13 protein-coding genes are annotated in these 15016 nt (G+C 72.4%); 7 read left to right on the forward strand and 6 right to left on the reverse strand.

Going from position 1 to position 15016, the window contains the following annotated elements; translation table 11 throughout:
* Positions 1-58: 58 nt before the first annotated feature.
* Complete coding sequence (locus ACZ7L1_RS11745; RefSeq protein WP_471436298.1) at positions 59-1588, forward strand: class I adenylate-forming enzyme family protein; 1530 nt, start codon at positions 59-61, stop codon at positions 1586-1588.
* Here ACZ7L1_RS11745 and ACZ7L1_RS11750 read toward each other — a convergent pair.
* Both ACZ7L1_RS11750 and ACZ7L1_RS11755 read right to left on the reverse strand, forming a co-directional pair.
* Positions 1572-2084, reverse strand: coding sequence for an EF-hand domain-containing protein (locus tag ACZ7L1_RS11750; RefSeq protein WP_471436300.1), 513 nt, complete (start codon positions 2082-2084; stop codon positions 1572-1574). The genes ACZ7L1_RS11745 and ACZ7L1_RS11750 overlap by 17 nt on opposite strands.
* A gap of 242 nt (positions 2085-2326) precedes the next feature.
* The gene (locus tag ACZ7L1_RS11755; RefSeq protein WP_471436301.1) at positions 2327-2707 is read right to left on the reverse strand and encodes an STAS domain-containing protein; all 381 of its coding nucleotides are present in this window, start codon (positions 2705-2707) and stop codon (positions 2327-2329) included.
* Positions 2708-3076: 369 nt separating this feature from the next.
* On the opposite strand from ACZ7L1_RS11755, the gene ACZ7L1_RS11760 reads away from it, so the two are divergent.
* Both ACZ7L1_RS11760 and ACZ7L1_RS11765 read left to right on the forward strand, forming a co-directional pair.
* Positions 3077-3658, forward strand: a complete 582-nt coding sequence (locus ACZ7L1_RS11760; protein ID WP_471436303.1) for a sigma-70 family RNA polymerase sigma factor — start codon at positions 3077-3079, stop codon at positions 3656-3658.
* On the forward strand, positions 3655-4929 hold the full coding sequence (locus ACZ7L1_RS11765) for a maleylpyruvate isomerase N-terminal domain-containing protein (RefSeq protein ID WP_471436304.1): 1275 nt from the start codon (positions 3655-3657) through the stop codon (positions 4927-4929). Before ACZ7L1_RS11760 ends, ACZ7L1_RS11765 begins: the two co-directional genes overlap by 4 nt.
* Before the next feature lie 31 nt (positions 4930-4960).
* On the opposite strand, the gene purU is transcribed toward ACZ7L1_RS11765, so the two are convergent.
* Entirely contained in the window at positions 4961-5842 is an 882-nt protein-coding gene (purU, locus tag ACZ7L1_RS11770; protein WP_471436305.1) for a formyltetrahydrofolate deformylase, read from the reverse strand.
* A gap of 146 nt (positions 5843-5988) precedes the next feature.
* On the reverse strand, positions 5989-6489 hold the full coding sequence (locus tag ACZ7L1_RS11775) for an SCO4402 family protein (RefSeq protein WP_471436306.1): 501 nt from the start codon (positions 6487-6489) through the stop codon (positions 5989-5991).
* A gap of 117 nt (positions 6490-6606) precedes the next feature.
* Between ACZ7L1_RS11775 and ACZ7L1_RS11780 the strand changes: the two genes are divergently transcribed.
* A complete protein-coding gene (locus ACZ7L1_RS11780; protein ID WP_471436308.1) occupies positions 6607-7941 on the forward strand; it encodes an ABC transporter substrate-binding protein in 1335 nt (444 codons plus the stop codon).
* A gap of 52 nt (positions 7942-7993) precedes the next feature.
* Here ACZ7L1_RS11780 and ACZ7L1_RS11785 read toward each other — a convergent pair whose 3' ends face one another.
* Positions 7994-9409, reverse strand: a complete 1416-nt coding sequence (locus ACZ7L1_RS11785; protein ID WP_471436310.1) for a hypothetical protein — start codon at positions 9407-9409, stop codon at positions 7994-7996.
* 396 nt (positions 9410-9805) lie between these two features.
* Positions 9806-11188, reverse strand: coding sequence for a transcriptional regulator (locus tag ACZ7L1_RS11790; RefSeq protein WP_471436312.1), 1383 nt, complete (start codon positions 11186-11188; stop codon positions 9806-9808).
* 341 nt (positions 11189-11529) lie between these two features.
* Here ACZ7L1_RS11790 and ACZ7L1_RS11795 point away from each other — a divergent pair, with 341 nt between their 5' ends.
* From ACZ7L1_RS11795 to ACZ7L1_RS11805, 3 genes are all read left to right on the forward strand, one after another.
* Positions 11530-12183 carry a bifunctional DNA primase/polymerase gene (locus ACZ7L1_RS11795; RefSeq protein WP_471436314.1) on the forward strand — a complete coding sequence of 218 codons (654 nt, stop codon included), beginning with the start codon at positions 11530-11532 and terminating at the stop codon, positions 12181-12183.
* Between the two features lie 178 nt (positions 12184-12361).
* Positions 12362-13153 (forward strand): ABC transporter ATP-binding protein, encoded by a 792-nt coding sequence (locus ACZ7L1_RS11800; protein WP_471436315.1) that lies wholly within the window; start codon positions 12362-12364, stop codon positions 13151-13153.
* On the forward strand, positions 13150-14736 hold the full coding sequence (locus ACZ7L1_RS11805) for a transporter (RefSeq protein WP_471436317.1): 1587 nt from the start codon (positions 13150-13152) through the stop codon (positions 14734-14736). The genes ACZ7L1_RS11800 and ACZ7L1_RS11805 overlap by 4 nt, the downstream gene beginning before the upstream one ends.
* Positions 14737-15016: the final 280 nt, after the last annotated feature.

Raw genomic sequence — 15016 nt, forward strand, 5'->3', positions numbered from 1 at the left:
ATGACTCGTCAGATAGCATGTCACCTGACGGATCGTCAGCCAAGCAGAGGGGCCGGCCGTGAACGAGACCCCGTACGTCCTGAGTTCCGCCCGCACGCTGTGGGAACTGGTCGAGCGCCGCGCCGCCCTCACCCCCGGCCGTCCGGTCCTGCTCCAGGAGGACCGGGTTCTCACCTTCGGTGACCTGCGCACCCGCGCCGAGCGCGTGGCGGCCGGCCTGTACGGCATGGGCGTACGCCCCGGCACGGTGGTCGCCTGGCAGCTGCCCACCCGCATCGAGACCGCCCTGCTGTCCTTCGCGCTGGCCCGCCTGGGCGCCGTCCAGTCCCCGGTGATCCCCTACTACCGGGACCGTGAGGTCGGCTTCGCGCTGCGCGAGTCCAAGGCGGAGTTCTTCGCGGTGCCGGGCGTCCGGCGCGGCCATGACCACACGGAAATGGCCCGCCGACTGGGCGCGAAAGGCGTCTTCGAGGCGTACGACGACCTGCCGGACGGCGACCCGTCGACGCTCCCCGCCCCGCCCGCCGACGGCACCTCGGTCCGCTGGATCTACTGGACCTCGGGCACCACCTCCGCCCCCAAGGGAGTCCTGCACACCGACCGCTCCCTGATCGCGGGCGGCTCCTGCCTGGCCCACGCCCTGCGGCTGACCCCGGACGACATCGGCTCCATGGCCTTTCCGTACGCCCACATAGCGGGCCCCGACTACACGGTGATGCTCCTGCTGTACGGCTTCCCGGCCGTGATGTTCGAGCACTTCGCGCTCCCTCGGGCGCTGGCGGAGTACCGGCGGCACGGGGTGACGGTGGCGGGCGGCTCGACGGCGTTCTACTCGATGTTCCTGGCCGAGCAGCGCAGACAGCCGGGCCGGAAGCTGATCCGCTCGCTCCGGCTCCTCGCGGGCGGCGGCGCCCCCAAGCCGCCGGAGTTGTACCACTCCGTGGTCCGTGAGATGGGCGTCCAGCTGACCCACGGGTACGGCATGACCGAGGTCCCGATGATCACCATGGGGGACCCCGAGGACACTCCCGGGAACCTGGCGACGACGGAGGGGCGGCCGCCCGAGGGGATGGAGATCCGCATCGTCGACGGGGAGGTACGGCTGCGGGGAGAGGCCGTCTGCCAGGGGTATCTGGATCCGGCGCAGACGGCGGAGGCCTTCGACGAGGACGGGTTCCTGCGCACCGGCGACCTCGGCCACCTGACCGGCAGCGGTCATCTGGTGCTGACCGGGCGCCGCAAGGACGTCATCATCCGCAAGGGGGAGAACATCTCCGCCAGGGAGATCGAGGACCTGCTGCACACGCACCCCGCGGTGCGGGACGTGGCGGTGATCGGGCTTCCGGACGAGGTGCGCGGGGAGCGCGTGTGCGCGGTGGTCGAACAGCCGCCGGGCGCCGAGGAGCTGACGCTCCCGGCGGTCACCTCGTACCTGCGGGCGGCGGGGCTGTCCGTGCACAAGCTGCCGGAGCAGCTGGAGGTGGTGGAGGCCCTTCCGCGGGGGGAGACCCTGCGGAAGGTGCTCAAGTACAAGCTGCGGGAGCGCTATTGGGGCTCTGAGGCTTCGGGGACTACTCCGGGACCGTGAAGTAGCGGGCGAACGCGGACACGATCTCGTTCTCGCCGACCTTGCCGTCTCCGTCCGCGTCGAGTGTCGCGGCCGCCGCCCGGGCCACGTCCTCCGGTGCGCCGAGGGCCTTCAGGGCGCGGGCCGTCTCCGCGACCGTGGCGGCGCCGTCGCGGTCGCCGTCCGCCACGGCGAGCGCCGCGTGCAGGAACGGACGGGCGATCTCCGCGAACCGCTCGGGGTTGTCCCGCAGCCGCTTCACCGCGCCGCCCACGAACTCCTCGCGGGTGATGCGCTGGTCGCCGTCCCGGTCCGCTATCCCGGCCATGCCCTGCCAGAAAGCCTCAGCCCCGGCGTACAGGGCCTGCCCCTGCTCGGACCTGGCCGCGGTGCCGAACTCGGTGAGGACCGCCTTGGCCGCCGCGCTGAAGTCCGCGCGGTCGATGTAGCCGTTGCCGTCCTGGTCGAAACCGGCGAACCGGGCGGCGATCCTGCGCTCGTACTCGGTGCTGACCATGGTGTTTCGGGCCGCCTTACGTCACATCGGGGGTGTTTCTCGCAGGGAGCGTACGACGCAGGGGGCGCGCGGGGAGCCGGAAAACGGCGGTTGTACCAAGACCGCAGGAATTCCGGGACAACAGTGTGGCTGTCCTGCGACGTTCCGTTGACCGGGGTGTGCCGGCGCTCACACCGGGGGTGCGGGTGCCGTGGGCCGGGTCGGCCGGTGGAGTGGGGTCGGGTCGCGCGGTTGGCGTGCGCTCAGGCCGACAGGGGCCGCGAGCTGTCGTCGGTGGCCGAGCCCAGGTCCGGGTGCACGTCGAAGAGGCGGCGGACGCCGAGGGCGGCGAGGACGCGGTTGACGTGTGTGCCCTCGGGCGCGCCGTGCCCGGGCAGGACGATGCGGAGCCGGCCCCGGCAGGAGCGGATCAGTCTGCGTGCGGCGACGAGCACACCGACGCCGCTGGAGTCGCAGAAGACCACTTGGGAGAGGTCGAGTACGAGGCAGTGGCGGCCGTCCGCCACCACGTCGTGCACCCGCTGGCGCAGCGCCGGTGACGTCATCAGGTCCAGTTCGCCCGCCACTTGGAGCACGGTCCACTCGCCGTGCTCATCGCCGGTCACCGTGAGCGTCACCGTCATGCCTCCCGCCTGCCCGGGCCTGCCCGCGCCGTCCATGAAACGGAAGCGGTCCCTTCGCTTCCTTGGAGCGCAGCTGCCCGAACGCCCTTCTATGAAACACCGAACTCTCGATCGAAACTGGGTAGTAGATGAGCCAATTCAATCGGTAATGGTCTTGTTCGTTCAGGCCTGATCCGTAGTCGGCTGGGTAGGCGCCCGCCTCCGGCACGGCCCCGCGCGGGACCGCCTCTACCATCCGCGGCTCGCCGAGGGGCGCACATTGCCACAAAGGGGCGTGCGTTGTCCGATGTGCCGACTACATTCGAAGGTGTGGGGGGCGCACGCTGAACGGAACAGGGCGCAGGGCACGTCCGGGGACGAGGGGGCCGCATGGCGAAGAAGGACGCACCGCCCCGGTGGGACCGCAGGATGCAGCAGCGGCTCGCCAGGGGTGAGGCCGCCGCGCTCGGAGAGTGCTACGACCGGTTCGCCTCCCTGGTGCACGGCCTCGCCCACCGGGTGCTCGGGGACGAGGAGGAGGCGGACGCCGTCACACGCGAGGTGTTCGCGCACGTCTGGGAGAACCCCGAGTCCTACGACCCCAGGCAGGAGCCGCTGCGGACCTGGGTCGCCACACTGACCCACCGGCTCGCCGTCCAGCGGCTGCGCGCCACCGAGACCGCCGCACTGGCACGGGACGGCCGGGGCACGGCGGAGGACCTGGAGCGCAGGGTGCGCCAGGCCTCGGTGGCGGCCCGCGCGGACTACATCGTCACCTCGATGCCGGTACCGCTGCGCACCGCCCTGGAACGGGCCTACTTCCAGCGCCGGGACTACCGCCAGACCGCCGCCGACCTCGGCATCACGGAGGACGAGGCCCGCCGCCGGCTCCGCCTCGGCCTCCAGCTCCTCGCCACCGCCCACGAGACGCGGCCCTCGGGCACGCCTCCGGAAACGGGGGGTGTGTGGTGAGCGGGGCGGAGCGTTCCCTGGGACGGGAAGAGTTCGAGGGGGGCGGCGAGGGGAACGACGGGCGGGGCGCACCCGGGGGCGCCGGCGAGCGGGAGGTGTCCGAAGTGGCCCGGGGGCCGCTGGCCGGCGGGGGCGCGGCGCCCGGGGCCGAGGCGGTCCCGCTCGAGCACCGGGTGCTGAAGTCGCTGCTCGGGGCCTGGGCGCTGGCCGCCTGTTCCGCGGAGGAGACCGCCGCCGTGGAGGCGCACCTCGGTGGCTGCGGCCCGTGCGCGGAGGAGGCGCGGCGCCTACGGAGGGCCGTCGGGCTGTTGCAGCGGCCCGAGAGTCTGGATCTCGACCCCGCCCTGCGTACCCGCGTCCTGGCGAGTTGCCTCGACCGGCGCCCGCCGCGCATCCCGGTGCCGGGGTGGGCGGCCCCCTACGACGCGGAGGCCGCGCGCCTGGACGCCCTGCTGCAGGACATCGGCGACGCCGAGTGGCACACCCCGGTCAGGCTGCGGTGGTTCGACGGGAGGGCACCGGCGAGCCGCCGCACCACCGTGGCCGGGGTCATCGCCCATCTGCTCTCCGTCGACGGCCTGGTCGCGGTGGCGCTCGGTCTGGAGGATCCCCTGGGGGACACCGCCGGGGACGACGGCAGCCCCGAGGGACGCACGGAGGCGTACTGGCGCGCCTCCCACTTCCCGCCGACCCGCTCCATCCGCGTCCCGTGGCGCGACCAGACCCACCATCTGGTCCGGGCGGTCTCCCTCACCGACGACACCAGCGGGGCGGTCCCGGTGTCGTACGGCGCCTTCGGGCTGTCGCTGCACGACGCGATGCTGGATCGGGCCTTCGAGTGCTGGGTGCACGCGGAGGACATCGCGAACGCCATCGACTACCCCTACGACCCGCCGGCCCCGCGCCATCTCCACCAGATGTTCGACCTGGCGGTACGGATACTGCCGCTGACCCTGGCCGCCCGGCGGCGCGCCGGCCTCGCCGCGCCCCCGCGCGGTGGCCGGCACCTGGTCCCGGCGGGAGAGCCCGGGCGCAGCCTGCGCCTGGAGATCGAGGGCCTGGGCGGCGGCGAGTGGCTGATTCCGCTCGACTCCCCCGGTGCGGTGGCCTCCGCCGAGCACGAGGTGGCGCACGTCGCGCTCGACGGGGTGGAGTTCTGCCGCCTGGCCGCCGGCCATGTGCCACCACAGGATGCGGCCGCGGGGCAGGTCGGCGACCGGGAGGCGATCAGGGACGTGCTCTTCGCGGCGGCGTCCCTGAGCCGGATGTAGCGGGGGGCTTGGGGCGCCTCCGGACACAGCGCTAGGCGAAGACCACCGTCCGGCGGCCGTTCAGCAGGATGCGGCGCTCCGCGTGCCACTTCACCGCACGTGCCAGCGCCTGGCACTCCACGTCCCGCCCCGTCGCCACCAGCTGGTCCGGGGTGACGTCGTGGCCGACCCGCTCGACCTCCTGCTCGATGATCGGGCCCTCGTCGAGGTCGGCCGTCACGTAGTGCGCGGTCGCGCCGATCAGCTTCACACCGCGCGCGTGGGCCTGGTGGTAGGGCTTGGCGCCCTTGAAGCTCGGCAGGAAGGAGTGGTGGATGTTGATGATCCTACCGCTGAGCTGCTTGCACAGGTCGTCCGAGAGCACCTGCATATAGCGGGCCAGGACCACCAGCTCGACGTCCAGCTCGCGCACCAGATCCAGCAGCCGCGCCTCGGACTCCGACTTGGTGTCCCTCGTCACCGGGATGTGGTGGAAGGGAATGTTGTACGAGCCCACCAGCTCTGCGAAGTCGGTGTGGTTGGAGACCACGGCCGCGATCTCGATGGGCAGCGCGCCGATCCGGGCGCGGAAGAGCAGGTCGTTCAGGCAGTGGCCGAACTTGCTGACCATGAGGATGACGCGCATCTTGTCGTCGGCCCGGTGGATCTGCCACTCCATATGGAAGGAGTCACCGATCGCCGCGAAGCTCGCGCGCAGCTTGTCCACGGTCACCGGGGCCTCGGCGGAGAAGTGGACCCGCATGAAGAACAGTCCCGTGTCCTGGTCGCCGAACTGCTGGCTGTCGACGATGTTGCAGCCGGTCATGAACAGGTAGCTCGACACGGCGTGCACGATGCCCTGCTTGTCCGGGCAGGAAAGGGTGAGGACGTACTGGTCGGCCGGGACCGAGGCTCGGGTGGACTGCTCGTTCATGCACGCCAGGGTCTCATGTCCGCGGACCGGCGTGGACCGCCGTCCCGCAACCCGGACGGTCGGCGGAGACAGGGCCACACCGGACCCCCGGGGCCCACGCCGGACGACGGGGACCCGACGACGGGGACCGCGCCGGACGACAGGGCCTACGCGCTCCTCGTCAGGATCCGCAGCACCTCGAGCGTGCGCGGCGGCACGTCCGGGTCCTCCCCGTCGGCCACGGAGAGCCGGACGTGGGCGTCCCGTGCCGCCCGCACCGCCTCCGGCCACGCCTGGTGGTTGAGGTAGGCGTCCACCGGTGCGTCCGGCCCGACCTGGTGCATGATCCGCAGCACCCGCAGGACAGCGGTGTCGACGAGGGCCGCCTCCTGCGAGTCCCGGAAGATCGTGCCGACGTACTTCTCGGCCGACCAGTTGTCCAGCCAGGTGTCCTCGACCAGGCGGTACACGGCGTCGGTCACGTCGCCGTACCCCTCGACACCGGCCAGCCAGACATCCCGCTGGAAGACGGGATCGGAGAGCATGTGCAGCGCGGAGCGCACATTGCTGCGCCAGCGCCACCACGGCATGTCATTGAGTGGCATGCGGCCCATGGTGGACGAGCGACGACCGCGACGGGAAGAGTTCTCCGGAGCTTGCACGGTCATCGATCGTACGTTCCCTGTGAAATACGGATCATCGGACCCCGCAATTCACCTCGGCGTCACCTTCCGTTGACCGCTGATGACAGGGCGGTTAGCAGTGTGAGGGAATCGTGCGTGTCCATGACCGGCAGGCGACGCACCAGCTCCTCCCCCACCGGCCCCCGCGTTCCGGGCCCCGTCCCTGAAAAAGCGACTCCCCGCGTCAGGACCGTCCTGCTGTCCGCGGGCGCGCTGGTGGCAGTTGCGTCGATAGCGGTCGCCTGCGGGGTCGTCCCCGGTACCACGGGGGGTTCCGGGGACGACCACGTGACCGTCATGACCTGGGCACCCGACCAGACCTCGGCGACCAACAAGCCGGGCATGCCGGCGATGGCGCAGGCCTACGCTCGCTGGGTCAACGCCCACGGCGGCCTGGGCGGCCGCAAGCTCAAGGTCCTGACCTGCAACGACCACAACGACTACGTGGACGCCGCCAAGTGCGCCCGGCGCGCCGTGAAGGAGAACGCCGTCGCGGTCGTCGGCTCCTACAGTCAGTACGCCAGTTCCTCCCTCTCCCCGCTGGAGTCGGCGGGCATCCCCTACATCGGCGGCTACGGCCTGACCGACGACGAGTTCAAGAGCGTGCTGTCCTATCCCGTCAACGGCGGCCAGCCCGCGCTGCTGGCCGGCCTCGGCGAGGAGCTGGGCCGGACCTGCGGCCGCGTCGCACTGGTGCGCCCCGACACGGTCGCCGGCGACGAGCTTCCCCTGCTGCTCGACGCCGGACTGAAGGCGGCGCACCACGCCCCGGTGGCCGACGTGCGCGCCGCCGAGGACGCCACCGCCCTCGACGACCAGGCACGGCAGGCGCTGAAGGAGGCGACCGCGGATCCCCGGGAGAAGGGGTGCGTGGTCCCGGCGCTCGACGAACGCACCGGGACCTTCATGGACTCCTTCCGCCGTCTGAGCGCCGACTACCGGCCGGTGCGCACCGCGTCCGTGCTCGGCAGCGTCGACCAGTCGGTGATCGACTCCTCCGGCGGCGGCTCCGGTCCCTACGAGGACGCGTACGTCACCGGCTGGTACCCGGAGGCGTCGGACCCGCGCTGGAACGAGATGAAGGAAGTGATCAAGGAGCAGGCCTTCGACGACGACCGGATCGATCCGGCGGACGCGGGCGTGCAGACCACGTGGATCGCGTACACGGTCCTGAAGAAGGTCGTCGCGTCGCTCGGCGACGGCGAGGTGTCGGCCCGCACGATCCGCATGGCCCTCGACAACGGCCTGAAGGTCGACACCGGCGGCCTCACCCCGACTCTGCGCTGGCGCTTCCAGGACCTGACCGCGGTCGTCGACTTCCCCCGCCTGATCAACTCCGACGTGACCTTCCAGCTCGTGCGCGACGGGCGGCTGGTGGCGGCACGCAAGGGCTTCGAGAACGTCTCGAAGACGCTGGAGAGCACGGACAGCGAGTGAGGCGTGCCGGTGCGCGCCCGCCCCGTTCGCCGGGCGGCGCGCACCGCCGTGCTCACAGCTGGGTCGGCTGGCGCTCGGTCAGGCCGTACTTCTGCGCGATGACGTTCCACAGCCGCGCCGCCTTCGCCTTCTGGGCGCTGGCCGTGCCGCTGTCCCGGTTGCCCGCCGCGGCCTGGCCGGTGACGCGCGCCTGGCCCTTCTTGCAGCCCTTCTTGTCCGAGACCTGGTCGGCCCAGGCCGCGTAGTGGGTGTCGGCGGACGCGGACGCCTTCCAGGCGCTGGTGAGCGCGACGGTCAGCGCGGCGTGGTCGGCGAGCTTGTCGACCTGGAGTCCGGACAGCCGGCTGACCAGGTCGTTGCGCTGCTTGGCCGCATCCCGAAGGTCGGCGGCCGACTGGTCGAGGTTCTGGCACGCCTTGACGTTCGCGACCGCTCTGATCACCGCGTCGCGACTGTTGCCGCTGTCGGCGAGGAGCTTGTCCAGGGCGACGGCCTGCGCCCGGGCCGCGTCGGCGGCGCCCGATCCCGAGGCGTCCGGGGCGGCCCCGGTCGCGGCGACGGACTTGCTGTCGTCGCTCTTGCCGTCGCTGCCGCCGCCGAGCAGGGCGCCGGCCCCGATCCCGAGGACGACTATGCCGACGCCGACGGCCGCGATGAGTGGGATGCGCGAGCGGGTACGGCCACCGCGCTCGCCGGCCGCCCGGCCCACAGGTGCGCCGGGGGCGTCCGCGCCGTCGAACCGCGGCAGGTGCTGGGTGGGTTCGGCGAAGCCGCCCGCGCCGCCTCGGAAGAGGTTGTCGAACTCGGCCGGCGGCGCCTGCCCCGGCCCCCCGGGCCGCACGGCGTACGGCTGGCCGGGCACGGGCGGAAGGTACTGCGTGGCCTGGGCGTCGGGGTCGGCAGCGGGCGGCAGCGGACCGGCGGTGCGTCCGAGGACCTGGGTGGCCTGGTCGGCAGGCATCTCCGGGGGCAGCGCGCCCGGGCCCACCGGCGGGATGTACTGGGTGGCCCCCTCGTCGGGAGAGGCGGCCACCGGGGGTATGTACTGCGTCGCACCCTCGTTCGGGGCGGCGGCGACGGGCGGCAGGTACTGCGTGGCGCCTTCGTCGGCGGAGCCCGCCGCCGGCAGGGGCCCGGCACCGGCGCTCTGCTGCGGGGGCAGCGGCTGTCCCGAGCCGGCCGGCGGCTGCTGCCCCCAGGCCGAGCGCGGGTCCGAGCCCTCCCAGGACGGCTGCGCGCCCCACTGCTGGTTCTGGTTCTGGTGCTGGTTCTGGCCGGCCTGCTCCGGCCCCCAGGGCTGCCCCCACGCCTGACCACCTGCGGGGCCGGGCGCGGGCGCGGGGGGTATGGAACCGTTCACTCCACCCGTCTGGCCCGGCAGCAGGGGCGCGCCGCCGTCGGAGGGCAGCACGATGCCTTCGCGCGCGGGCCGCGCCGAGGGCTCCTCGCCCTGTCCACTCTGCGTCACCGGGACTCCTACGAATGGGGGACCTTCGGAATCGTCGGCTCACGCTACCGGGTCCCCATGACCGGTGCTACGTCGGACAGGGGGAGCGCCCCGTGGGGGCGCGGGGCTGTGCCGATATGCGGCTTCCGCCGCGATGGGGCCCCCAGCTCGAGCGAAGCCGAGAACTTGGGGGAGCGACCAGCCACGGACAACCCGCACCAACGAGACATCCGTCACCCCCACGGCGATACTCCCGGGGCCCGGGGCGAATCCCCGCGACGGCACCCCGACCCCGGAAGGCACCCCGACCCCGGAAGGCACCCCGGCCCCGGGCACGCCACACGACCGCCGGATACGTCACACGACCACCGGATACGTCACACGACCACCGGATACGTCACGCAACCGCCGGAGGCACTACGCGGCTGCCAGATCCAACCGCGCCCCGAACTCCCGCACCACGGCCTCCTCCCGGTACGGCTCCAACCGCTGCTGCAGGTCCTCGAGATACTCCGCCCCTCGACTGGACCGCAGCGTGCCGAGCAGTTCCACGGCCTTCAACCCGGTGCTGCACGCCTGCTCCACCTCCCGCTGCTGCACCTGCGCGGTGGCGAGGAGCACCAGCCCGATCGCCCGCCGCCGGGCCCGGGACTCGGGATGCCCGGCGAGCGCCTCCTCCGCCCGCCGGGCCGCCGCCTCCGCCTGCCCCAGGTCCCGGTGACAGTGGGCCAGCTCATCCGCCAGGTACGCCTCGTCGAAGTGCGCGATCCACGCCGGGTCGTCCCCGGACGCAGCGTCGGCCGACTCGAGTGCCGTTACCGCACGCCCGGACGCGATCTGCGTGGCGCGCACATCGCCCATCAGCGCATGCCCGCGCGCCTCCGCCGCGCAGAACATCGCCTCCGCGCGCGGGGTCACGCGCCCCCGCGCTCCCTCCTGCGCCGCCCGCGCCAACTGCGCGATCTCGCGCGGGTTTCCGAGCTGCGCCGCGAGGTGGCTCATCGACGCGGCGAGCACATAACCGCCGTACCCCCGGTCACCGGCCGCCTGCGCGAGCCGCAACGCCTGGATGTAGTACCGCTGCGCGAGCCCCGGCTGTCCGGTGTCGACCGCCATGTACCCCGCCAGCTCGGTCAACCGCGCGACCGCCCCGAACAGTTCGCGTCCCACCGCGTCCCGGTACGACCCCGCCAGCAGTCCGGAGACGACGCTGTTGAGGTAGTGCACGACGACCGGCCGCACATGCCCGCTGCCGTACTGGTGGTCCAGTTCGACCAGGGCCTGCGTCATGGCCCGCACCGCGTCCACGTCCGACGGTCCCACCCGCGGCCCGGCCGACCGCGCGACCTGCGGGTCCGGCCCGGAGATCAGCCAGTCGCGGCTCGGCTCGACGAGCGCGGAGGCCGCGACGGAGGACCCGGACAGGAAGTCCCGGCGCCCGACGTCGCTGCGCCACAGCTCGCAGACCTGCTCGATCGCACCGAGCACCGTGGGCGAGAACTGCAGACCCACGCCCGACGCGAGGTTCTTGCCGTTGGCCATGCCGATCTCGTCGATCGTGACCGTGCGCCCCAGTTTGCGGCCGAGCGCCTCCGCGATGATCGCCGGGGCCCGGCCCCGCGGCTGCTGCCCACGCAGCCAACGGGCCACGGACGTCTTGTCGTAGCGCAGGTCGAGGCCGTGCTCCGCGCCGCACATGTTGACCCGGCGGGCGAGCCCCGCGTTCGAGCAGCCCGCTTCCTGAATGAGCGCCTGCAGTCGTTCGTTCGGCTGCCGCGCGACAAGAGGCCTGGCGGCCATGGCGTACCCCCTACTTCCTGGCTCGGTTCGCCGAGTGGCCGGTGCACCGAAAAGATCCGGCCTTGAAGATCGATGCCCAACGGACATTCCTCTGATGCGAGACATGCGAAGATTGCCGGGGTAAAGGCTGGTCCCGCACCCCCCACCTGGTTACCCCACCCCCGCTGCGGTTCCCCGTGCGCGCCCCCACCCGTGCATCCGTGCGCCCCACCCGGGGAAACGGTGCTCCTCCCCGGCGCATGTGGGATGAAAAGGACGTGCTCAAAAAGCATCGGTCCACCCGGAGACGCCCCCGAGTGGGCGGGGCGTAACCCCCGGTGATCGCTAGAGTTGAGTTCATCGTGGAAGAGACCATCGCGGGCCCTGAAGCTGCCCACATCCCGAAGCAGCGCGGCGAATCGCTCCTGGATGCCGCCGTCCGTTACGTCGAGGAACGTCACTGGGACGTCTTCCCCGGCACCTGGCTGGATGCCGTCGACGGGATGCACCGCTGCTCCTGCGGTCAGTCCGCATGTCCCGTGCCCGGAGCGCACCCGGCACGCGACGACTGGGCGACGCAGGCGACCGGCAGTGCCACCGTCGCGCGCGGTCTGTGGTCCGAGCGGCCGACCGCGTCGATCCTGCTGCCCACCGGGCGCACGTTCGATGCGATCGACGTCCCGGAGACCGCCGGCTTCCTCGCCCTCGCGCGCATGGAGCGCATGGAGCTGACGCTCGGTCCGGTGACGCTGACACCGGCGCGGCGCATGCAGTTCTTCGTGCTGCCGGGCGCGTCCGCGAAGGTGCCGGACCTCCTGCGCAAACTGGGCTGGCAGCCCGCCTCACTCGACCTGGTCACGCTCGGCGAGGGCGCGTATGTGGCCGCGCCGCCCACCCGGTTCGGATCACGGGGGGCCGTGCAGTGGGCGCGGCGGCCCACGTCGGCGAACCGGTGGCTGCCGGATGCGGAGGAGTTGTTGTCGCCGTTGGCCTATGCGTGCGGCAGGGATCGCTAGCCGTTCGACTTCTCGGCTGCCTGGTTTCTCGCCGTTGGCGGCTGCGGGTGCTTGTGGTCGCTCGCTCCCCCAAGTTCTCGGCTTCGCTCGAACAGGGGGACCCCCATCGCGGCGGAGCCGCATACAGGCGCTGTCCCGCGCCCCTTTCGGGAGCGCCCCCGCGCCGTAGGGTTCTCACATGAACGAGGGAACAGTGACCGCTCCTGCCGCGGTACGCGTGCATGACCTGTGGAAGCGGTTCGGGGAACACGTCGCCGTCGCCGGGGTCGATCTCGAGTTGCCCGCCGGGCGGTTCATCGGGCTGGTCGGGCCCAACGGGGCCGGGAAGACCACCACGCTGTCCATGGTCACCGGGCTGCTGCGGCCCGACCGCGGCACCGTGGAGGTCGTCGGGCACGACGTGTGGCGCGACCCCGCCGAGGTGAAGGCCCGTATCGGGGTGCTGCCCGAAGGGCTGCGGCTCTTCGAGCGGCTGTCCGGGCGGGAACTCCTCGCCTACACCGGCCGGTTGCGCGGACTGCCCGGCGCCGAGGTCGACAAGCGGGCCACCCAGCTCCTCGACGTCCTCGACCTGGCCGGGGCCCAGCACAAGCTCGTCGTCGACTACTCCACCGGGATGCGCAAGAAGATCGGCCTCGCCGCCGCGCTGCTGCACAACCCCGAAGTCCTCTTCCTCGACGAGCCGTTCGAGGGCGTCGACCCGGTCTCCGCGCAGACCATCCGCGGCGTCCTCGAGCGGTACACCGCCTCCGGCGCCACCGTCGTGTTCTCCTCCCACGTCATGGAGCTGGTCGAGTCGCTGTGCGACTGGGTGGCCGTCATGGCCGCGGGCCGCATCCGCGCGCACGGCCCGCTGGCCGACGTACGCGGCGACGCGCCCACCCTCCAGCAGGCGTTCCTGGAACTGGTCGGCGCGCACGGCCGCACCGCCGGCGCCGACCTCGACTGGCTCGGCGGCGGCGCCCGGTGACCGGCCTGACGGCCGTCGTCGTACGGCTGAAGCTGTCCCTGCTGCGGAACGGGCTGCGGCGCTCGGCCGGGCGACGCGCCGCGTACATCACGTCCCTCGTCCTGGTCCTGCTGTTCGCCGCCACCCAGTTGCTCGGCCTCATCCTGCTGCGCGGCAACGCGCACGCCGCCTCCGTCGCCGTGCTCGGCATCGAGGTGGTCGCGCTCGGCTGGGCCGTGATGCCGCTGTTCTTCCCCAGCGGGGACGAGACGCTCGACCCCACCCGCCTGGTGATGCTGCCGCTGCGCCCCGGCCCCCTCGTCCGGGCGCTGCTGGTGGCGTCCCTGGTCGGCATCGGGCCGCTGTTCACGCTCTGCATGGCCGTCGGCTCGGTGATCTCCGTGGCGCACGGGGCGGCGGCGTACGGCACCGCAGTCGTCGCCGTCGTGCTCACGCTGCTGGTCTGCGTCACCCTCGCGCGGGCCGTCGCCGCCGCCAACATCCGGCTGCTGACCAGCCGCAAGGGCCGCGACCTCGCCGTACTGAGCGGGCTGGTCGTCGCCGTCGGCGCGCAGCTCGTCAACTTCGGCGCCCGCGAGCTTGGCTCGGCCGGGCTGTCGCGGCTGGGGCCGGTGGGCGACGTCGTGCGCTGGGTCCCGCCCGCCTCCGCGATCGGCGCGGTGGACTCCGTGAGCAGGGGATCGTACGGCGTCGGAGCCGCTCAACTCGCGCTGAGCGCCGTCGCGTTGGCGGGCCTGCTGGCCGTGTGGTCGCGCAACCTCACGAAGCTGATGACCGCACCGGACTCCTCCACACTCCAGGCCGCCGAACCGGGGCCCCGGGAGCGGGCCTCCAGGGGCCTGTCCCGGTTGCTGCCCGCGGGCCGCACCGGCACGGTGGCCGAGCGCAGTCTGCGCTATGTGTGGCGCGACCCCAAGACGAAGGCGGCGTGGGTGACGTCGCTGGCCATCGGGCTGATCGTGCCCGTCTTCAACGCCCTCCAGGGCACCGGCTCCGTCTACTTCGCCTGCTTCGCGGCCGGCATGCTCGGCATCCAGATGTACAACCAGTTCGGGCAGGACACCTCCGCCTTCTGGATGGTCGCCATGACGATCTCCTCCACCCGCGACGCCCACGCCGAACTGCGCGGCCGGGCGCTGGCCCTGCTGCTGATCACCCTGCCGTACGCCACCCTCGTCACCGTCACCACCACCGCCCTGCTGGGCGCCTGGCACAGGCTGCCCGAGGTGCTCGGACTGTCCCTGGCGCTGCTCGGCGCGATGCTGGCCACCGGCGCCTGGTCCTCGGCCCGCTTCCCGTACTCGATACCGCAGGAGGGCTACAAGAACGTGGTCCCCGGGCAGGCGGGGCTCGCCTGGATCTCCGTCGTCGGCGGCATGGTCTCCGCCGCTCTGCTCTCCGCGCCCGTGATCGCGGCGACGATCTGGCTCAACGTCACCGCGAACGGCGACGACTGGACCTGGCTCCTGCTGCCCGCGGGCGCCGCCTACGGCGCCCTGATCACCGTCCTCGGCCTTCGCCTCGCGGCCCCCCGCACGGCCCGCCGGCTGCCGGAGATCCTGGCGGCGGTCAGCAAGGGCTAGTGCCCCGACAGGCAACGTTCGCCCCGTCGCGACGCCCGGCACGCTCCCCCAAGCTCTTCGAGCGGAGGGTACCCCCAGAGCACGCACCGGACGCCGCTCCTTGACGGGCGAACGTCGCCTGCCGCGGCACTGGTTCCGGGGCCGAAAGAACGGCGACCCACGGCGCAAGGATTTCCCCCAATCTTCTGTGAAGGAGATGTGGGCTGGGTCACGGTCGAGTTGAATGTGGGCGAGAGAGCGGACGAGCGTGCCGTATGGGCGGACACGCAGGCTGCAGGGG

The sequence above is a fragment of the Streptomyces sp. NPDC107546 genome, assembly GCF_055639175.1.